This window comes from Mycobacteroides immunogenum (genome assembly GCF_001605725.1).
Classification (GTDB): Bacteria; Actinomycetota; Actinomycetes; order Mycobacteriales; family Mycobacteriaceae; genus Mycobacterium; species Mycobacterium immunogenum.
Window position 1 is genome coordinate 3,461,467 of the sequence record NZ_CP011530.1, and the last position, 17,351, is coordinate 3,478,817.

24 protein-coding genes are annotated in these 17,351 nt (G+C 64.2%); 8 read left to right on the plus strand and 16 right to left on the minus strand.

Annotated features, from left to right (window positions below):
* Nucleotides 1-224: 224 nt before the first annotated feature.
* From dprA to ABG82_RS17035, 5 genes are all read right to left on the minus strand, one after another.
* Complete coding sequence (gene dprA, locus ABG82_RS17015; protein ID WP_043079022.1) at nucleotides 225-1,373, minus strand: DNA-processing protein DprA; 1,149 nt, start codon at nucleotides 1,371-1,373, stop codon at nucleotides 225-227.
* On the minus strand, nucleotides 1,370-2,869 hold the full coding sequence (locus ABG82_RS17020; protein ID WP_043079023.1) for a YifB family Mg chelatase-like AAA ATPase: 1,500 nt from the start codon (nucleotides 2,867-2,869) through the stop codon (nucleotides 1,370-1,372). Before ABG82_RS17020 ends, dprA begins: the two co-directional genes overlap by 4 nt.
* Nucleotide 2,870: 1 nt before the next feature.
* Nucleotides 2,871-3,233, minus strand: coding sequence for a YraN family protein (locus tag ABG82_RS17025; RefSeq protein ID WP_043079024.1), 363 nt, complete (start codon nucleotides 3,231-3,233; stop codon nucleotides 2,871-2,873).
* 104 nt (nucleotides 3,234-3,337) lie between these two features.
* Nucleotides 3,338-3,595 carry a hypothetical protein gene (locus ABG82_RS17030; protein ID WP_234708060.1) on the minus strand — a complete coding sequence of 86 codons (258 nt, stop codon included), beginning with the start codon at nucleotides 3,593-3,595 and terminating at the stop codon, nucleotides 3,338-3,340.
* 128 nt (nucleotides 3,596-3,723) lie between these two features.
* Nucleotides 3,724-4,434 carry a TetR/AcrR family transcriptional regulator gene (locus tag ABG82_RS17035; protein WP_043079025.1) on the minus strand — a complete coding sequence of 237 codons (711 nt, stop codon included), beginning with the start codon at nucleotides 4,432-4,434 and terminating at the stop codon, nucleotides 3,724-3,726.
* 231 nt (nucleotides 4,435-4,665) lie between these two features.
* Here ABG82_RS17035 and mbp1 point away from each other — a divergent pair, with 231 nt between their 5' ends.
* From mbp1 to ABG82_RS17055, 4 genes are read left to right on the plus strand one after another with little or no spacing between them, the layout of a single operon-like run.
* Complete coding sequence (gene mbp1 / locus ABG82_RS17040) at nucleotides 4,666-4,908, plus strand: microaggregate-binding protein 1 (protein ID WP_043079026.1); 243 nt, start codon at nucleotides 4,666-4,668, stop codon at nucleotides 4,906-4,908.
* A 51-nt stretch (nucleotides 4,909-4,959) separates the two neighbouring features.
* On the plus strand, nucleotides 4,960-5,265 hold the full coding sequence (locus tag ABG82_RS17045) for a GlsB/YeaQ/YmgE family stress response membrane protein (protein ID WP_043079027.1): 306 nt from the start codon (nucleotides 4,960-4,962) through the stop codon (nucleotides 5,263-5,265).
* Nucleotides 5,266-5,309: 44 nt separating this feature from the next.
* Entirely contained in the window at nucleotides 5,310-5,597 is a 288-nt protein-coding gene (locus ABG82_RS17050) for a hypothetical protein (protein WP_043079028.1), read from the plus strand.
* Between the two features lie 14 nt (nucleotides 5,598-5,611).
* Nucleotides 5,612-6,031: a hypothetical protein gene (locus ABG82_RS17055; protein ID WP_043079029.1), complete on the plus strand. Its 420-nt coding sequence runs from the start codon at nucleotides 5,612-5,614 to the stop codon at nucleotides 6,029-6,031.
* Between the two features lie 33 nt (nucleotides 6,032-6,064).
* On the opposite strand, the gene ABG82_RS17060 is transcribed toward ABG82_RS17055, so the two are convergent.
* The 4 genes from ABG82_RS17060 to rplS form a co-directional block, all read right to left on the minus strand.
* Nucleotides 6,065-6,370: a DUF2469 domain-containing protein gene (locus ABG82_RS17060; RefSeq protein ID WP_005056986.1), complete on the minus strand. Its 306-nt coding sequence runs from the start codon at nucleotides 6,368-6,370 to the stop codon at nucleotides 6,065-6,067.
* Between the two features lie 10 nt (nucleotides 6,371-6,380).
* Nucleotides 6,381-7,052 (minus strand): ribonuclease HII, encoded by a 672-nt coding sequence (locus ABG82_RS17065; RefSeq protein ID WP_043079030.1) that lies wholly within the window; start codon nucleotides 7,050-7,052, stop codon nucleotides 6,381-6,383.
* 11 nt (nucleotides 7,053-7,063) lie between these two features.
* Nucleotides 7,064-8,035 (minus strand): signal peptidase I, encoded by a 972-nt coding sequence (lepB, locus tag ABG82_RS29255; protein ID WP_407661885.1) that lies wholly within the window; start codon nucleotides 8,033-8,035, stop codon nucleotides 7,064-7,066.
* Nucleotides 8,036-8,354: 319 nt separating this feature from the next.
* The gene (gene rplS, locus ABG82_RS17075; RefSeq protein WP_005056983.1) at nucleotides 8,355-8,696 is read right to left on the minus strand and encodes a 50S ribosomal protein L19; all 342 of its coding nucleotides are present in this window, start codon (nucleotides 8,694-8,696) and stop codon (nucleotides 8,355-8,357) included.
* A gap of 266 nt (nucleotides 8,697-8,962) precedes the next feature.
* On the opposite strand from rplS, the gene ABG82_RS17080 reads away from it, so the two are divergent.
* Complete coding sequence (locus ABG82_RS17080) at nucleotides 8,963-9,868, plus strand: serine hydrolase (RefSeq protein WP_043079032.1); 906 nt, start codon at nucleotides 8,963-8,965, stop codon at nucleotides 9,866-9,868.
* On the opposite strand, the gene trmD is transcribed toward ABG82_RS17080, so the two are convergent.
* The 5 genes from trmD to ABG82_RS17105 form a co-directional block, all read right to left on the minus strand.
* Nucleotides 9,815-10,543, minus strand: a complete 729-nt coding sequence (gene trmD, locus ABG82_RS17085; protein ID WP_043079033.1) for a tRNA (guanosine(37)-N1)-methyltransferase TrmD — start codon at nucleotides 10,541-10,543, stop codon at nucleotides 9,815-9,817. The genes ABG82_RS17080 and trmD overlap by 54 nt on opposite strands.
* Before the next feature lie 10 nt (nucleotides 10,544-10,553).
* On the minus strand, nucleotides 10,554-11,075 hold the full coding sequence (gene rimM / locus ABG82_RS17090) for a ribosome maturation factor RimM (RefSeq protein WP_043079034.1): 522 nt from the start codon (nucleotides 11,073-11,075) through the stop codon (nucleotides 10,554-10,556).
* Between the two features lie 4 nt (nucleotides 11,076-11,079).
* Entirely contained in the window at nucleotides 11,080-11,322 is a 243-nt protein-coding gene (locus ABG82_RS17095; RefSeq protein ID WP_005081564.1) for an RNA-binding protein, read from the minus strand.
* An 8-nt stretch (nucleotides 11,323-11,330) separates the two neighbouring features.
* Nucleotides 11,331-11,810 (minus strand): 30S ribosomal protein S16, encoded by a 480-nt coding sequence (rpsP, locus tag ABG82_RS17100; RefSeq protein ID WP_043079035.1) that lies wholly within the window; start codon nucleotides 11,808-11,810, stop codon nucleotides 11,331-11,333.
* Between the two features lie 230 nt (nucleotides 11,811-12,040).
* Nucleotides 12,041-12,478: a nuclear transport factor 2 family protein gene (locus tag ABG82_RS17105; RefSeq protein WP_043079036.1), complete on the minus strand. Its 438-nt coding sequence runs from the start codon at nucleotides 12,476-12,478 to the stop codon at nucleotides 12,041-12,043.
* Nucleotides 12,479-12,489: 11 nt separating this feature from the next.
* Here ABG82_RS17105 and ABG82_RS17110 point away from each other — a divergent pair, with 11 nt between their 5' ends.
* Entirely contained in the window at nucleotides 12,490-12,897 is a 408-nt protein-coding gene (locus tag ABG82_RS17110) for a PaaI family thioesterase (RefSeq protein WP_043079037.1), read from the plus strand.
* Here the strand turns inward: ABG82_RS17110 and ABG82_RS17115 are convergent.
* Entirely contained in the window at nucleotides 12,894-13,913 is a 1,020-nt protein-coding gene (locus tag ABG82_RS17115) for an LLM class flavin-dependent oxidoreductase (RefSeq protein ID WP_043079099.1), read from the minus strand. The two genes, ABG82_RS17110 and ABG82_RS17115, sit on opposite strands and share 4 nt — an antisense overlap.
* Before the next feature lie 127 nt (nucleotides 13,914-14,040).
* On the opposite strand from ABG82_RS17115, the gene ABG82_RS17120 reads away from it, so the two are divergent.
* Both ABG82_RS17120 and ABG82_RS17125 read left to right on the plus strand, forming a co-directional pair.
* The gene (locus ABG82_RS17120; protein ID WP_043079038.1) at nucleotides 14,041-16,224 is read left to right on the plus strand and encodes a Nal1-like putative serine protease; all 2,184 of its coding nucleotides are present in this window, start codon (nucleotides 14,041-14,043) and stop codon (nucleotides 16,222-16,224) included.
* Nucleotides 16,224-17,087, plus strand: coding sequence for a D-alanyl-D-alanine carboxypeptidase family protein (locus ABG82_RS17125; protein WP_078343276.1), 864 nt, complete (start codon nucleotides 16,224-16,226; stop codon nucleotides 17,085-17,087). Before ABG82_RS17120 ends, ABG82_RS17125 begins: the two co-directional genes overlap by 1 nt.
* Here ABG82_RS17125 and ABG82_RS17130 read toward each other — a convergent pair.
* Entirely contained in the window at nucleotides 17,084-17,341 is a 258-nt protein-coding gene (locus ABG82_RS17130) for a hypothetical protein (RefSeq protein ID WP_078343350.1), read from the minus strand. The genes ABG82_RS17125 and ABG82_RS17130 overlap by 4 nt on opposite strands.
* Nucleotides 17,342-17,351 lie beyond the last annotated feature (10 nt).

Sequence of the window (17,351 nt, forward strand, 5' to 3'; positions counted from 1 at the left end):
GTTAGGCGCCTGTAGGTAGCTTGCCGCGTCCAATAGCCGAGAGATCATCTGCGCGTGTGAAGTTGGAAGTCCGGGCCGCCAGATCGCGCCCGCACACCGATACCGACTCAGAACGGATTCATCTCATTGCCAGGCCAACCAGATGAAGACACGCGCACCCAGCGCCCGATCGTGCGCGATGCCACGTGGTATCGGGGTGCGAATTGACCTGTACACCACCGGAACTAGCCACCACCGCCCTGAACCAGACTGGCGCGTCTTATCTTCCAATCCCCCGCGACGTCGACCACCAGCTGCTCAAGCTCCAGAATCGCCAACGCGCCCCGAACTCGCTCGGTGCTCAATCCCGACTCGCGAACCAACTTTTGCACCGTCGCGCCACCCCTGCCGGGTAGGGACTCATAGACACGTTTCTCGTCCTCTCCGAGCCCATCGACCACGCTGACCGGGCGGTTCGACTCGGGCGCGAACTCGCCCAACCGTCCCGCCAGTGCGACCACGTCCTGGGCGCAGGTGACGAGCTGGGCTCCCCGCTCGGCGATCTCAACGTGGGTGCCTGCCGACGCTACCGACGTGATCGGCCCCGGCACCGCGCCGACAGGGCGGCCCAGGGCCCGGGCCCAGGCCGCCGTGTTGGCTGCTCCGCTACGCACACCGGCTTCCACCACGACGGTCGCGCCCGAAAGCGCGGCCACCAGCCGATTCCGGGTCAGAAACCGATATCGGGCCGGACGCACCCCCGGCGGGTACTCACTAACCACCAGCCCGTGCCGGGCTATTCGATACAGCAGGCCGGAGTGACCTGAGGGGTACGGCACATCCACCCCACCCGCCAGTACCGCAACGGTGATCCCGTCACAGGCCAGGGCCGATCGATGAGCGGCCCCATCGATACCGAACGCGGCACCCGAGATAACTGCCACATCCCGGGCTACCAGACCGGCGGACAACTCCGCCGCGACATGTTCGCCGTATCCACTACACGCTCGGGTGCCCACGAGCGCCGCGGCCCGCGACGTGACTTCCGACAACGAGTGATCGCCAATAACCCACAGCGCCAGCGGCACTCTGCCGTTGGGCAGCCGTTGAGTGTCCACCGAGGCGAAAGCCTGAAACTGCCAATGTGGCCATTCCTCGTCCTCGGGCGTGACCAGACGCCCGCCGAGACGCGACAGGATCTCCAGATCCTCTCGGCCGCAGTCGATGTCATACCTGGCTCGCACCCCGGTCAGCACCTGGTCAGGTACGTCCAATCGCCGGACCCGCGCGGCGGTCTCCTGCACTCCGAACACCGACACCATCGCCGCAAGTGCCGCATTGGGTGCCTCACTCACGCGTGACAGGTAAGCCCAGTCGGCCAGCTTGCCGCTCATCGCTTGTCCCGGAAGGTCAGTGCGAGCTTGACGTCTTCGACGCTTGGTAGCTCACGGCCCGCGAGGTCTGCCAGCGTCCACGCGACACGCAGACATCGATCCAGCGCCCGCACACTGATGAGTCCGCGCTCCATGGCGTTGCGTAACGGTTCCAAGACCGGTCGCGATGGACGGAACTCCTTGCGCAGCAACGGCCCCGGCGCGTCCGCGTTGACACGAAATCCGTATTCGGACCACCGTCGCGACGCCCGGTCACGGGCCAGCGTGACACGCTCACGAACCAGCGCCGTAGCCTCGGCCACATCGTTGAGCGCCGCTTGGCTGATGGGGTGCATCTTGACGCGAAGGTCCACCCGATCAAGGAGAGGCCCCGACAGCTTGCCGAGGTACCGGCGGCGCAGTTGAGCAGGACACGTGCAGTCCCGTGGATTCGCCGGGGCACATGGGCACGGATTCGCGGCGAGTACCAACTGGAACCGAGCCGGATAGGCCACCACACCGTCGCGCCTCGCCAGCCGAATCTCCCCATCCTCCAAGGGTGTCCGCAATGCCTCCAGGGCAGGAGTGGACAGTTCGGCGCACTCGTCGAGGAACAGGACCCCGCGATGAGCCATGCTGACCGCGCCGGGTTTCGCGATTCCGGAGCCACCACCGACAAGCGCGGCGACACTCGATGTGTGGTGCGGCGCCACAAACGGTGGTTCGGTAATCAATGGCTGCCCGGCCGTCAAGAGGCCTGCCACTGAATGGATGGCCGTCACCTCGAGCGCCTCTGCGTCGGTCAACGGCGGCAGTAGACCTGGTAGACGTTGAGCCAGCATCGTTTTCCCGATACCCGGCGGCCCCGTCAGCATCAGATGATGCGCTCCCGCTGCGGCGAGCTCGACAGCGAAGCGCGCGTCGGCATGGCCCACCACATCTGCCAGATCCGGGATATCGGTCTCTTGCCGAAAATCTGACTGCAGCACCGGATCCAGCTCGCCTTCGGTACACAACCAGGCCGTCAGTTGGCGCAAGGTTTGCGTTCCCAAGACCTCGATACCCTCGACCAGCCCGGCCTCTGCCAGATTGGCTTGCGGCACCACCACGGTCGGCCACCCGCCCCGCTTGGCCGCGAGTACGGCCGGCAACACTCCGCGAATCGGGCGCACCCGGCCGTCAAGCGCCAATTCCCCAAGCAACAGCGTCTTTTCCAGCCGGATTGGCGGGATCGCCTTGTTCGCCGACAACACGGCAGTCGCAAGCGCGAGGTCGTACACCGACCCCATCTTCGGCAGTGTGGCCGGCGATAGAGCCAAGGTGAGCCGCGACGCCGGCCAGGTGAACCCGCAGTTGGTGATCGCCGCGCGCACCCGATCCCGGGATTCCTGCAACGCAGCGTCGGGCAGTCCCACCAGGTGCACCCCCGGTAGTCCGGCACTGATATCGGCTTCGATCTCGACGGTCTGGCCGGTCACGGCCTTGACCGCAACGGAGTACGCCCTGCCTAGCGCCATCTCATCCCACCCCGTGAATGTGTGTGATCTCCGGCGCGGCGCCGCCCAACCGCACCTCGATGACATCAATACGCACCGACGACCACGAACCACGTTGCGCGGCCAGCCAGATTCCCGCGAGCCGCCGCAATCTGCGCAGCTTGGTGTAGGTCACCGCTTCCGCTGGTGTCCCGAATCCCTCGCCAGTTCGAGTCTTGACCTCAACGAACACCAACAGCTCGCCACGACTCACGACAATGTCGATCTCTCCGTACCGGCATCGCCAGTTGCGATCGAGAATCGTGAACTCATGCTGTCTGAGGTAGTCGGCGGCAAGCTCCTCTCCGCGGCTACCGATCTGAGATCTGCTCAGTGAATGCGTCATGGCACCAACGATGGCGAGGGACCCTGACGTCAGCGCACCGCTGGGCTACGCCAATCGGTGGTTATCCACAAACATGAATTCGTCCACAACTACAGCGCGGCTCGCTAGTTCCACATCTTGACCGGGTGCACCACGGGTGCAACCTTGCCTATCGCTCCCGACGCAGGGGCCGGCAGATCCTTTGCGTTGGGAGCCGACTTGATCTCCGCATCGTGATTTGCGGTGCAGACGTCCTTGGCCGCCTTCTCCGGCGCGCAATGCACCGGGGTGGCGGACACCGCCGCACGCGGCGTGCCCAGCGGCAGGGCTACCATAATTACCGGCGCAATCATGGCCATGGCCCTCGTCAGCAAAGTTCCCATCGGCAGAGAATGCGGCACGAACGCCGGGTTCGCAACTCGAACCAGGACTCACGGGCAACATTTCCCACCCAGACACACAGAATCTGGACGATCCAAAAGAGTTCGCCGCCGGGCCGTGGCTCCCGGCGCTACCGCGGTGCGCCGTTCTCCAGCCGATCGAGCAGCGATTCCAGCGCCTCTTCGAACTCGGTCGCGCTGTGATCCTCGCTGAGCTGCTTCTGCATCCGCTGCAGGTTCGGATAACTCGACAGGCTCCGCAGCGTCTTCCCCGGCAGTTCGTCTTCCACCGGACTTAACGACGCACCGCGCGCCGACACTTCGAGCAACAGCTGACCGAGCAGGAAGGTGGTGTAGGCGCGGTAGGCGGACACCGCGGTGCGGTCGTCAAAACCGTAGGAGATCAACGTGTCGAGAAATGTCTCCATCCATTTCATGCTGCGCAGCGGAGGCCGCACCCACGGAGCTTCCGGTGGCCGGGTCGCCAAGGTCGGGAACAGATGCGGATGTTCGATCGCGATCGCCCGTACTCCGTGCGCAAGCCGGACGAGATAGTCCTGCCAGCCGTCTTCCTGACGCCGGGCCGCCAATTGGTCGTCGTACAGCTTGTCCACCAAGTGGTCAACGATTCCGCCGAGCAGGTCTTGCCGGCCATGCACGTGCCGGTACAAGGCCATCGCTTCCACGCCACAGGCCGAACCAAGCCGCCGCATGGTCAGCTGATCCAATCCCTCGCTGTCCACCAACGCGATCGCGGTGTCGAGAATCTCGGCGCGGGTCAACGATCGCGGTCGGCGCCCCTCAGGGTTACCGGCAACCGCTGCGCTTTCCGTCTCGTCCACTGCGTCCGTCACTCCCACCGTGCATATCTGGGCTCGTGCTATGACGGCGTTCCTGTGGCGGCTACGCCGTCCACAAAACGGTACCCCGGCCGGCTAAACGCCTGGCCAGCGCCCGTTTGTTTACAAACTAGTTTACGTAGTACACAACCCTTGCTACGGTGGAATTATCGCCTCATCACGAGGCGACACCGAGCGGTTGCACCGCACACACGCACTGAAAAGGAGCGAAACATGAGCGATGACAACAGGGACAGCGGAATCGAAGCCGGCCTTAAGGGCGTCGTCGAAGGCGTCGCGGGCAAGGCCAAGGAAGTGTTCGGCAAGCTCACGGATAACGAGTCACTGGAGCGTGAAGGCCAGGCACAGCAGGACAAGGCCGAGGCCCAGCGTGAGGTAGCCACCAAGGAGGCCGAGGCCGAGAAGGCACGCGCCGAAGCCGCCGTGCACGAAGCCCGGGAAGACGCCGAGAAGTAAAACAGACACCGTCGCAGCGCGCCCACAACCACGAGAATCAGGAAACCGCACATGATTTCACCCCTGGCCGCCAATGTCGCGGCAGCGCACCTAGGCTTCGGCATCGGCTGGATCGCATGGATCGTGATCGGCGGGCTCGCCGGTTGGGTGGCCAGCAAGATCATGGGCACAGACGCCCAGCAGGGGCTTCTACTCAACATTGTGGTGGGGATCGTGGGCGCGCTGCTGGGCGGGTTTCTGCTGAGCCTGCTCGACGTCGGTACTTACGGTTTCGGCTGGGTCCTGACCTTCATCACCGCACTGGTCGGAGCATGCATTCTCTTGTTCCTGGTGCGTCTGGTCACCGGCAGACGTTGACCAACCGCATCCTCAAGCAGTCCATAAAAGAAGAAGGGGCCCTAGTGATTCCGTCCATTTCAAAGAAGTTCGCAGTGGCTGTTTTCGCGGCAGCGGCCGTCTCGTTGGCGGGATGTTCCGACGTGATCAATCAGGGCGGTGACACGACATGCAAGGAGTTCCTCACCCAAGACGAGAACGCACAGAACGACGCGGTCACCAAGATGCTGAAGGACGAGAACAAGCAAGATCCCAGCGGCCTACAGACCACGGCGGCCAAGAATTCCGCCATGGCCTACTGCAAAACCCTGGGCAACGAGAAAAGCACGATCAAAGAAGCCCCACACATCTAGCCTGGGAGCAGCAGATGAAGACCCGAAAAATCAAGACCACCAAGGTTTTTGCCGGATGTGCCATCGCGCTCGGCGCAGCCTTGGCCGGATGTGGCACCAGTAACGACAACGGTCCCACGAGCACCAGCACGACCACCACAACCACGACGACAACGACCACGACTCCCCCACCGAGCGCACCTGAAGGCACCGGCACCCCGGCTCCCGGACCAACCGGAACCGGCGGACCCAACGGCGGCTCGGGAGCCATTCCCGGCGGCCCGACCGGAGGCGGTGGCCCCGAGGGCGGTAGCGGAAGCGTTCCCGGCGGCCCCACCGGAGGCGGTGGCCCCGAAGGCGGCGGCGGACATATTCCGGGTGTCGGCGGCGGTCACGGCGGACCTGGCGGTGGCGGCGGGTGCGTCGACAACGTGGGCTGCGTCAGCATCCCCTAAATCGCGTGCGACCGAGCTGCGTCTGCCGGAGATCTACTCCGGTAGGCGCAGCTCTGGCTTGTCGACCTCTTCGATATTGACGTCTTTGAACGTGATGACGCGCACGTGTTTGACGAAGCGCGCCGGCCGGAACAGGTCCCAGACCCATGCGTCAGAGAGCCGCAGCTCGAAATACACCTCGGAGTCGGTGTTGCGCGGAATCACCTCGACGCTATTGGCCAGGTAAAACCTTCGCTCCGTCTCCACCACGTAGCTGAACTGCCCGACGATGTCCTTGTACTCGCGATACAGCGAGAGTTCCATCTCGGTTTCGTACTTTTCGAGGTCTTCGGCGCTCATAGGCCTTCCATTATCCCCCAGGTGAACTTCCCAGCGCTGCATTGCGCACGTTCACGAACGACTGTCGATGCTGAACCGATGGTCCCAGACGCTGTAACGCCTCGGTGTGGACGGCTGTGCTGTATCCCTTGTGCACCGCGAATCCGTATCCCGGGTGATCAGAATCCATGGCCACCATGACCCGGTCGCGGCTCACCTTGGCCAGCACACTGGCGGCCGCGATACAAGCCGCCGAGGCGTCGCCCCCGATCACCGGCAGGGACGGCACCGGTAACCCCGGCACCCGGAATCCGTCGGTCAGCACATACCCCGGCTTGATGCCCAGACCTGCTACTGCCCGGCGCATTCCCTCGATGTTGGCCACATGTACCCCGATGCGATCCACCTCGTCGGCCGGTACCGACACCACGTGATAGGCCTCCGCGTACCGGCAGATCAGGGGAAACAGTGTTTCACGCATCTTTTCGGTGAGCTTCTTCGAGTCATTGAGCGCGGCAAGGCTTTTGCGTTGATTGGAGCCAAGCACACAAGCGGCTATCACCAAGGGGCCCGCACAAGCCCCACGACCGGCCTCATCGACGCCCGCGACTGGCCCCAAACCCACTCGGTCCAGCGTCAATTCGAGGGTGCGCAATCCGGATGCCTTGCGAATCACGGTGCGTGGCGGCCAGCTGGTACTCATACCCGCGCGAACTATGTCTGGGGGTTCACCGTTTTGACGGCACCCCAACGCCCCGGCGGCCACGCGATGAACCGCGCCTTGCCGATGACATTGGCCACGGGCACCGTGCCGATGTTCGGGTCGCCGGTGCAGTAGATCTTGCGCTCGATATCGACATCAAGCCCGGCGTCGCGATCCCGGCTCTGGCAGTGCGCACGGGAGTCTCCGCTGTGGGTGCGGTTATCCCCCATCATCCAGAGCTTGCCCTCGGGCACCGTGATCGGCCCGAATGGGAAACCCCAGCACCCGTCGATATTCGGTCCGATGGTCTCCGGATCGAGATAGGGCTCGTTGAGCTTCTTGCCGTTGACGGTCAGCCCGGTGGCCGGGCGGCATTCCACAGTCTGTCCGCCGGTCGCGATGACACGCTTCACCAGGTCGTTCTCGTCGGGCGGGACCACACCGATGAATGACAGGGCATTTTGCACGTACCGGACCGCGGTGTTCGACGAGCGGATCGACCGATAGTTGCCGTTCCATTCGGGTGGCCCCTTGAAGACCACCACCTCCCCGGGCTGCGGGTCGGTCAACCGGAACACCACCTTGTCGACCATGATCCGGTCGCCGGTGCATCCCCGGCAGCCGTGCAGTGTCGGTTCCATCGACTCCGATGGGATCAGATACGGCCGGGCAATGAAGTTCTGCGTGATGCAGTAGAGCACCAAGGCGATCAGCAGGAGAACGCCGACCTCGCGCAGCATTCCTGACCCGCTGTCGTCGGACGTGGAGTCGTCTTCGGAGTCCTCTTCTGAGGTCACTTCCTCAGAGTCTTCCGCGGGCTCCTTCGCGGCCCCGTGCCGATTCTCGATATCGCCACGGACGCTCTCGAATTGTCCGAATGCCTGACGGGATTCTTCCGGGGTCACCTCGGAGAAAGCCTTCTCCGACTGTGGATCCCACGCGGTCAGCCCGGTCTCTTCTTCGACGATTTTCGCCAATCGCATCAAATGGTCGATGCGCGTGTCGAATTCCCCGGGGGTGGCAGCACCGTATGAGACACCCATACCCACGCCATCAGGTGCGTAGTTGACCTGCGCCGTGGTGACTGAGTCGGTGAGTTCCCACTTGCCGTCCGCACCCTCGAAAATATCGGGAGCGTTCATGTCGGCGACGAGCCGGGAACGCAACTCCGGGGATTCCTTCAGCGGATGCTCGTTCTCCGGAACGTCTTCGAAGTCCTCAGGAGGATGCTGACGCACGAAGTAGACGTCATAGGACACTATGAACGTCCTCTACCGAAGCGGGGCCAGTGTCCCGACTCGGTCAGCGCTTCTCCTTGATCTTGGCCTTCTTACCGCGCAGCTCACGCAGGTAGTACAGCTTGGCGCGACGGACGGCACCACGGGTCAGGATCTCGATGTGGTCGATGTTCGGCGAGTGCACCGGGAAGGTGCGCTCGACGCCCACGCCGTAGCTCTCCTTGCGAACGGTGAAGGTCGCGCTCACGCCACCACCGGAGCGGCGCAGTACGACGCCCTTGAAGACCTGGATGCGCTCCTTGGAGCCCTCGATAACCTTGACGTGCACATTGATGGTGTCGCCGGGACGGAAGTCAGGCACGTCCTCGCGCAGCGACGCCTGGTCGACAAAGTCCAGCGTGTTCATCGGTGATACATCCTCGCGGTCGCGCGGCCGGGTCGCATGCGGAAATGCACCTCAGCCGATCATTAGTTGCTTAATCCTGTCTGGTTTCGCCGATACACCGGCAGACAGCTAGTCAATTGTGCCAGACAGAGGCCCTTCCAGTGAAATCGCCCACCAGAGCACCCCTTGGACAGGAGTTATCCAGCAAGTACTAGTAGGCTACCGTGACCGGAACACCCGTCACACGGGTAACAAAGCCAGATTTTGACCGCAAGGGGGTCTACATCATGCGCGGCCAGAAACTGTTTGTGGGCTTGACGCTCACCGCAGCGACCGCGCTGAACTCCGGCTGTGTGGCATCCGTACGCAGCGACCCGGCCACGCCGGTGCTGGCAGTAGTGAGCGCCCCGGCCGAAACTCCCCCAGTCTTCGAGGTAGAGAGCCCCACTTCGTTCGCGTCGCTGCCCGAGCGCACTACCGCGGCAACCACCCAGGCCAAGAGTGCCGGCGCGACACTGACCGCCGTGATCAAGGACCGTGCCTCGGGCGCGGTGGTATCCAACGGCAACAACAGCACTGTCGCCATCGCCTCGGTGGCAAAGCTGTTCATCGCCGACGATCTGCTGATGAGGGAATCGCAGGGCGAGGTCACCCTCACCCCCACCGATCGCGCCGCCTTCGACCGGATGCTGCAGTCCTCTGACGACAGTGCCGCCGAGGTCTTTTGGCAACGCGGGGGCGGCAATTCGATCATTACCCGGGTCGCCGCGCGGTACGGGCTCGCCTCCACCACCGTGCCCTCCGACGGGATGTGGTGGAACACAATCAGCACCGCGAACGACTTGGTTCAGTACTACGACATGCTGCTGTCCGGCACCGGTGGGCTACCGCCCGAGCGGGCAAACATCATCGTCGACGATCTGAGCCGCTCGACACCCAACGGCATCGACGGGTACCCGCAGCGATTCGGCATCCCGGACGGCATTCCCGGCGAGCCTGTCGCCGTGAAGCAGGGCTGGATGTGCTGCGTGGGATCTGCGTGGATGCATCTCTCGACAGGTGTGGTGGGGCCCGACCGTCGCTTCATCGTGGTGGTGGCCTCGCTGCAGACCGCCAATGACGTGACAGCGCGCAACACGCTAACTCAGGCCGTCGCCACCATGTTCCCCGGCGGACGAATCGAAACCGAGTAGATCGGGACGTCGCTCGGCGGTCCGCTGACGCGACTGCTGCGCCCGCCAGGCCGCGATTTTTGCGTGGTCCCCCGACAGCAGCACCGGCGGTACGTCTATCCCCCGCCAGCTCGGCGGCCTGGTGTAGGACGGGCCCTCCAATAGGCTGGCCATCCCCTCTGAATGCGAATCTTCTTGTGCGGAAAGCGCGTTGCCCAACACGCCGGGCACCAGTCGCAGCACGGCCTCAATCATCACCAACGCGGCGACTTCGCCACCGTTGAGCACGTAATCACCGATCGACACCTCGCGCACCCGCATCCGTGTCGCGGCATCCTCGGCGACGCGCTGATCGATGCCCTCGTACCGCCCGCACGCGATCACCAGATGATCTTCGGTAGACCACTGGCGAGCCGTCTCTTGGGTGAACGGATATCCGGCGGGCGTAGGCACCACCAAAAGGGTTTCTGGTGAGCAGATCTCGTCAAGAGCGTCGCCCCACACGGTCGGCTTCATCACCATGCCGGGTCCGCCGCCATACGGCGAATCATCGACCGACTTATGCACGTCGTGCGTCCAGCGGCGCAGATCATGCACCGCGACATCAACCAGCCCGGCGTCAATGGCCTTACCGGGCAAGGACTGCCGCACAGGCTGCAGATAGTCCGGAAATATTGAGATGACGTCTATCTTCATGCCGGAGTTCTCACGACAGGTCCAGCAGCCCTTCGGGCGGATCGATCTCGATCACTTTGTCCGCCAACGAAATAGATGTGACGATAGCGGATACGAAGGGCACCAGGACTTCCCGGCGTTCGGGTCCCCGTACCGAGAGCAATTCCCCACCGGGGGTATGCAGGACCTCGGAAACAACACCGACGGCAGTCCCGTCCAGGGTCCGCACCGCGAGCCCTTCGAGCTGGTGATCGTAGAACTCGTCAGGATCCTCGATGGGCGGAAGACTTGTGGTGTCCACCGTGAAAAGCGTGCCGCGCAACGCATCTGCCGCGTCACGATCGGATACCCCGACAAATCTGACCAGCAACCGTCCGGTGTGCTCGCGCACCGATTCGACGGTGAATTGGCGACTGCCACCACCACGGGGCAGCCGCCCAGTCAACACCGAACCGACGGCGAAACGCTCGTCAGGATCGTCGGTACGGATCTCCACCGACAGCTCGCCGGTGACACCGTGCGCCTTGGCGATACGCCCGACCACTAGCTCCATGGAGCTACCGGTCGGTGTCCACCACGTCGACCCGGATACCGCGGCCGCCGACACCCGCGACGAGGGTGCGCAGTGCCGTGGCGGTGCGTCCGCCCCGACCGATCACCTTTCCGAGATCGTCGGGGTGGACGTGAACCTCTACCGTGCGGCCACGACGGTTCGTCACCAGGTCGACGCGGACATCATCGGGATTGTCGACGATTCCACGCACCAGGTGCTCGACGGCGTCGACCACGACAGAACTCATCTGAGGTCCTATTCGCTTGCGGCGTCAGCGGACTCAGCGGGAGCCTCGGCGGCGGCTTCCTCGGCAGGCGCAGCGGCCTCGTCCTGCTCGGCCTTCTTGGGGGCCTTCTTCTTTTTCTGCTGGATGGCCTCACCGGTGGGGGCGCCATCAGCCTCGGCCAGCGCGGCGTTGAACAGGTCCAGCTTGCTGGGCTTGGGCTCCTTGACCTTCAGGGTGCCCTCGGCGCCGGGCAGGCCCTTGAACTTCTGCCAGTCGCCCGTGATCTTCAGCAGGGCCAGCACCGGATCGGTCGGCTGCGCACCGACGGACAGCCAGTACTGCGCGCGCTCGGAATCGATCTCGATCAGGCTGGGCTCTTCCTTCGGGTGGTACCGGCCGATCACCTCGATGGCACGGCCTTCGCGGCGGGTGCGGGCATCGGCGACCTGGATGCGGTACTGCGGGTTGCGGATCTTCCCGAGGCGGGTGAGCTTGATCTTGACAGCCATGACTACAACTTCTCCTTGAGGTATCACGCGGCAATTCGGCGATTCATGCGGAAGTGCATGATCCGGTTTTGCCTCGCGTGGGTCTGACCGCCGCTGGCCATAGCCAGCACGACGGACGGTTGGTCATTGTGCCAGACCCGGGCCTACCAGCTCAAATCCCACCGACACGCCGCAGCGCGGCGGGTTCGTATCGCACACGTTCGCCACGAGGCGGCGTGTCGGCACAGGGACTACACCAGCCGGTTGAAGCATTTCGTCTCGACCCGGCGGGTCAGCCGCCAGCCGTGCCGGGTTCGCACCACCGCGTCGTCGTACCAAAGCCCCAGGAAAAGCACCTGATCAGTGTCGCCGGCCGGAACCATCGGGTTGAAGCACAGGCTGCGCACGGTGGCCGCGCTCCGTTCGGCGTCATCGAAACGGATGGAGATGTTTCCCAGCATGTGCGCGTACATCGGGAAGGCCGGTAGCACCTGCGCCAACCACGCCTTCACATCCGGGTAGTCCCCATCGATGCCGCCCATCGCGCGGTAATCGATGTACGCGTCATTGGTGAACACCTCGTCCAAATCGTCGAACTGGCGGGTGTCGATGGCGGTCGCGTAGTCGACCAGGAGCTGCTGAATCTGCAGGCGGTCGGAAACTTCGTCGAGGGTCCAGGCGGATGTCATAACTTGTGAGCATGCCCACTCGGACCGAAATCATCACGCAATTCGTCCCGAACTCGCCGCTGTGTCAGCACCTGGGAATCACCCTGACCGAGATCGGCAATGATCGCGCGGTCCTCGCCATGCCCTTCAAGTCCGAGCTGGCGACCATGGGCCAGACCGTGCACGGCGGCGCAATCGCCACCCTGGCCGACACCGCCGCCATGGCAGCGGCCTGGGCCGACGACGTGGAGCCCGAGAAGTTCGGTGGTTCAACGGCTTCGCTGACCGTCAATTACGTTTCCGCCGCCGACGCGGCCGACCTGACCGCAGTGGGCCAGGTCGTCCGCCGCGGCAGGCGGCTCTCGAACATCGAGGTGACCGTCTGCGACTCCGCCGGACGAGTCGTCGCAAAAGCACTGGCCACCTACAACTTCGCCTAGGCGACCCCAGACTCGTCGCGGGCGAGCAGCTCGCGCACCCTCGGAATCACCTCGGTGCCATACAGCTCGACGTTCTGCATACCCAACCCGGGCTGCGCGGCTTGGTATACCAAGCTGAACCTGTCGGCACCGAGACCGCGGATTGTCTTGGCCATCTTGGCCGCCACAGTGTCGGGCGAGCCGACGTACAACGAGCCTGACTTCACCTCGGCCAGGTACTCCTCGTATCGCGGTGCCGCCCATCCGCGCTCACGCCCGATCGTGGTGCGCAACTCCCGGAACCCTGGCCAATACTGCGCGATCGCCTCCTCGTCCGATTCGGCGATGTGCCCCGGGCTGTGGATACCCAGCGGCATCGGCTCGGTGACCCCAAGCTGGTCCTGCGCGCGGCGGTACAGGTCCACGTAGGGCTCGAACCGCATCGGGTTGCCGCCGATGATCGCCAGGATCATCGGTATGCGGTACCGCACACTGCGGACCACCGACTCCGGGGATCCCCCGACACCGACCCAAGCCCGCAATCCATCGGCCGTCTTGGGGTACACCTCGACGTTGTCCAAACCGGACCGCAACTTGCCCGACCAGGTCACCGGATCCCCGGGCAGCAGCTTGGCCAACAGATCGAACTTCTCCTCGAAGAGTTCGTCGTAGTCGGCCAGGTCGTAGCCGAATAAGGGGTAGGAATCGGTGAACGATCCCCGGCCCAGCACCACCTCGGCGCGGCCGCCCGAGATTCCGTCGAGAGTGGCAAAGCGTTGATACACCCGCACCGGGTCGTCGGTGCTGAGCACGGTCACCGCGGTCGCGAGCGTGATCTGCTCGGTACGGGCCGCGATCGCGGCCAGCATCATCTCCGGAGACTCCCCCACGAACTCAGACCGGTGATGTTCACCGATCGCGAAGATGTCGACACCTACCTGGTCGGCGCGCACCCCCTCCTCTACCACCGCTCGGATCGCTTCGGGGTTGCTCATACCCTCGGGGACGTCGGCGAACGTGTCCAAACCAAACTGCACGTGATTTCCCATGCATCCATAAACGGACTGCGGTCCGCTTATGTTCCCGGGGTATTCCCAGCCGCGATTCACCTGCTGTTCACCCCATGCGCACCGGCATCTGGTTCGCGGACGCTACGAATCAGGGATGAGCCCCGCGCGTGCGAACAACCAAACAACGGTGGACAACCTACAAGCCCTGTCGGTCACCGATCTGCTGGCGGCCCGCGACCTCTATCACCATCACCTGGTCAACAAACCCAACGTGGTGGGCACCGCCATCGGCCGTTATCTGATTCGCAAGCAGCCCGGCGGGGCTCGCACACTGGCCAATTCGCAGGTCGAACAGGGGTTTTCGTGGCCCTGCGTGATGGTTTTCATCAGCGACTGGGCCGCCCCCAAGTCACTTACCCCGTACGACTACGTGCCCAAGCAACTGTTCATGCCCGACGGCCGGGTGGTCCCGGTCTGCAAGGTTCAGGTGGATCCGGCGCCCGTGTCCACCGCCCGGCGGAACCCGGCGCAGACGCGCTGGCCCACCACACTGCTGGGCGGCGGGCTCCCGATCGTGGTCGATGTCCAGAATCAGTCGCACACCGCGACCGCCGGTTGTCTCGTATCCGACGGGCACACGCTCTACGCGTTGACCAACCGCCACGTCTGCGGACCGGCCGGACAAGAAATCGATATGGTGCGCGGCCTGACCCGTTCGCGCATCGGGGTTTCCAGCGGGCAGCAGCTCACCAGGCTGCCGTTCGATGAGGTGTATCCCTTCTCGATGACGAACACCTACCTCACGCTGGACATCGGCCTGGTCGATGTCGATGACGCCGGAGAATGGACGTCGACCGCCTACGGCATCGGCGATATCGGCCCCATGGTCGACACCGGCGACATGACCAACGGGCTCGATCTGATCGACCAGCCCGTGGTGGCGCACGGCGCGGGTTCGGGCCTGGTGGCCGGCAAGGTGATGGCACTGTTCTACCGATACAAGTCGGTAGGGGGCTCGGAGTACGTCTCGGACTTTCTCATCGCACCGGATCAGCAAGGCCCGCAAACGATTCCGGGCGATTCCGGCATGATCTGGCACCTCACCGAGAACCGGCCACGGCCCGCTCCCCTTGCCGTGGAATGGGGCGGGCAGGCATTCCTGGATGGAACCACCCGATGCACCATGAACTTCGCGCTCGCCACGAGCCTGAGCACGGTGTGCAATCTGCTTGACGTGGAACCGGTCGTGGGGCAGCAAGATGGTGCCCACCCATTCTGGGGACAGACCGGCCACTACAGCATCGCGACCTTCACCCCCGACGCGATCCGCTCACCGAACCTCAAAACGCTGATGCAGGCCAATCTGGATGCCATCAGTTTCTCGCTGTCCGAGCTGGACCCGAAGACAATCGCGCAGCGCCTCAAGGAGGCGCGCAGCAACCCGGACGGCATCATCCCGCTCGCCGACGTGCCGGACTTGGTCTGGAAGAACCTGCCGAGCAAGGTCACGGGCGGCCGCGACGACCACATGACCGGGTACCGGTCGCAGGGCCCCGAGCATCCCTGCCACTACGCCGATATCGATGAGCCCGGACCGGACGGCTCGATCGTGCGAGACCTGTGCCTGCAGGACATCGCCAACCTCACGGTGGCCAAATGGCAACAGTTCTACGACGAACGCGGTCACACCACCCAGGACAAGCGCGGCCTGCTGCCGTTCCGGGTCTGGCAGTTCTACGACGCTATGGTCGGCTTCGTCAAAAGCAAGCAGCTCGACCAGTTCGTGTGCGCGGCCGGTCTCTTGGCGCACTACATCGGCGACGCCTCACAACCGCTGCACGGCAGCTACCTCGCGGACGGCTATCCCAACGGCACCGGCGCCGGTGTCCACTCCTGCTACGAGTCGAAGATGATCGATCGGCACGCACAAGAGCTGGTGGCGGCGATACCCGCCGCTGTGACCTCCCTCGGCGAACTGGCGCTGGTGGACGATGGCCAACATGCGGCACTGGCGACCGTGGAGCTGATGAACCGATCGGCGCAGCGGCTGGCACCGACGCAGTTGATCGACGCGTTCGTCGCGCTGGGCGGTAAGCCCGTGGTGGCAACCCAAGACGGGCTATGGGCCCAGTTTGGCGAGCAAACCGGGATCCTGATGGCCGACAGCGCCCGCACGCTCGCCATGGTGTGGGACAGTGCGTGGGCAGCCGGCGGCGGCGACAAGATCAAAAAGTCTGCGTTGCAAGCTATTCCACAGGACCGCTTGCGAGAGCTGTATCAGCAGCCGCAGTTCGTGCCATCGCTGGACCTCGATCATGTGGAATCGGCGCTGCGCTAGTGTCGGACCCGATGTCCACTCTGCGAAACCGTTCCTTGGCGGTGCTCAGCGCCCTGTTCTTGTCGGTGATGTCGGTCGGCGTCGCGCACGCTGACATGGCGCCACCGCCGCCCGAGGGGCCCGCGCAGGCGTGGCTGGTCGCTGATCTGGACTCCGGCCAGATCCTGGCCGCGCGCGAGCCCAACGCCGTGCACCCCCCGGCCAGCACCATCAAGGTCCTGTTGGCCCTGGTGGCTCTCGACGAGCTACCGCTGGATGCCACCGTCGTCGCCGATGCCGCCGACTCCCATGCCGAGTGCAACTGTGTCGGGATCAAGGCCGGTCAGACGTACACCACGCACGATCTGCTCGAAGGTGCGCTGCTGGAATCCGGTAATGACGCGGCGAACACGCTGGCTCATATGCTCGGCGGCCGCGAGGCCGCGGTGGAGAAGATGAACGCGAAAGCCGCGTCGCTCGGCGCCACCGCCACGCACACCGCCTCCCCCTCCGGACTGGACGCACCGGGCATGGACATGCGTACCAGCCCACATGACCTGGCGGTGATCTTCCGTGCGGCGCTGGCCAATCCGGTCTTCGCGGACATCACCCGGCAGCCCACCGCCGACTTCCCTGGCCGTGTGCTGCACAACCAGAACGAGCTGATGTATCGCTACCCGGGAGTGATCGGCGGCAAGACCGGATTCACCGACCTGGCGCGCAAAACCTACGTGGCTGCTGCCGAGCGCGACGGCAAGCGGCTGGTGGTGGTCATGATGTACGGCCTGATCCATGAGGGTGGACCCACCTACTGGGACCAGGCCGCGAGCCTGTTCGACTGGGGCTTCGTCAATGACGGTTCGACCAGCGTCGGTTCGCTTTAGCCCTTGGAGTTGAGTACCTGGGTCACGGTCTCGGAGGTGCGCACCCGACACATCGCAATGGCCAGCGAGACGGCATCCTTGGCAGATATCTGAGCGACAACACTGCCTTCGGCAGCGGCTTCCTGGACGGCGCCCAATTTGCCTGCCTCATCCATGGTATTGAACTCGGCGCAACCGGTCCCGGCGCGAGCAATCGCGGCCGGGGCGACCATCACCAGCCCCAGGCTCACCACCACCGCCACCGCAAAACGCATGACGGGCACT

Excerpts from the sequence above, each read along its gene's own strand:
- ABG82_RS17065 (WP_043079030.1), bottom strand. The coding sequence starts at position 7,052 with ATGAGTACCAGCTGGCCGCCACGCACCGTGATTCGCAAGGCATCCGGA.
- trmD (WP_043079033.1), bottom strand. The coding sequence starts at position 10,543 with ATGAAGATAGACGTCATCTCAATATTTCCGGACTATCTGCAGCCTGTG.
- ABG82_RS17120 (WP_043079038.1), top strand. The coding sequence starts at position 14,041 with ATGAGCCCCGCGCGTGCGAACAACCAAACAACGGTGGACAACCTACAA.
- ABG82_RS17030 (WP_234708060.1), bottom strand. The coding sequence starts at position 3,595 with ATGGGAACTTTGCTGACGAGGGCCATGGCCATGATTGCGCCGGTAATT.
- ABG82_RS17080 (WP_043079032.1), top strand. The coding sequence starts at position 8,963 with ATGCGCGGCCAGAAACTGTTTGTGGGCTTGACGCTCACCGCAGCGACC.
- dprA (WP_043079022.1), bottom strand. The coding sequence starts at position 1,373 with ATGAGCGGCAAGCTGGCCGACTGGGCTTACCTGTCACGCGTGAGTGAG.
- rplS (WP_005056983.1), bottom strand. The coding sequence starts at position 8,696 with ATGAACACGCTGGACTTTGTCGACCAGGCGTCGCTGCGCGAGGACGTG.
- ABG82_RS17025 (WP_043079024.1), bottom strand. The coding sequence starts at position 3,233 with ATGACGCATTCACTGAGCAGATCTCAGATCGGTAGCCGCGGAGAGGAG.
- rimM (WP_043079034.1), bottom strand. The coding sequence starts at position 11,075 with ATGGAGCTAGTGGTCGGGCGTATCGCCAAGGCGCACGGTGTCACCGGC.
- lepB (WP_407661885.1), bottom strand. The coding sequence starts at position 8,035 with ATGCGATTGGCGAAAATCGTCGAAGAAGAGACCGGGCTGACCGCGTGG.
- ABG82_RS17130 (WP_078343350.1), bottom strand. The coding sequence starts at position 17,341 with ATGCGTTTTGCGGTGGCGGTGGTGGTGAGCCTGGGGCTGGTGATGGTC.
- mbp1 (WP_043079026.1), top strand. The coding sequence starts at position 4,666 with ATGAGCGATGACAACAGGGACAGCGGAATCGAAGCCGGCCTTAAGGGC.
- ABG82_RS17060 (WP_005056986.1), bottom strand. The coding sequence starts at position 6,370 with ATGAGCGCCGAAGACCTCGAAAAGTACGAAACCGAGATGGAACTCTCG.
- rpsP (WP_043079035.1), bottom strand. The coding sequence starts at position 11,810 with ATGGCTGTCAAGATCAAGCTCACCCGCCTCGGGAAGATCCGCAACCCG.
- ABG82_RS17020 (WP_043079023.1), bottom strand. The coding sequence starts at position 2,869 with ATGGCGCTAGGCAGGGCGTACTCCGTTGCGGTCAAGGCCGTGACCGGC.
- ABG82_RS17055 (WP_043079029.1), top strand. The coding sequence starts at position 5,612 with ATGAAGACCCGAAAAATCAAGACCACCAAGGTTTTTGCCGGATGTGCC.
- ABG82_RS17105 (WP_043079036.1), bottom strand. The coding sequence starts at position 12,478 with ATGACATCCGCCTGGACCCTCGACGAAGTTTCCGACCGCCTGCAGATT.
- ABG82_RS17045 (WP_043079027.1), top strand. The coding sequence starts at position 4,960 with ATGATTTCACCCCTGGCCGCCAATGTCGCGGCAGCGCACCTAGGCTTC.
- ABG82_RS17110 (WP_043079037.1), top strand. The coding sequence starts at position 12,490 with ATGCCCACTCGGACCGAAATCATCACGCAATTCGTCCCGAACTCGCCG.
- ABG82_RS17095 (WP_005081564.1), bottom strand. The coding sequence starts at position 11,322 with ATGAGTTCTGTCGTGGTCGACGCCGTCGAGCACCTGGTGCGTGGAATC.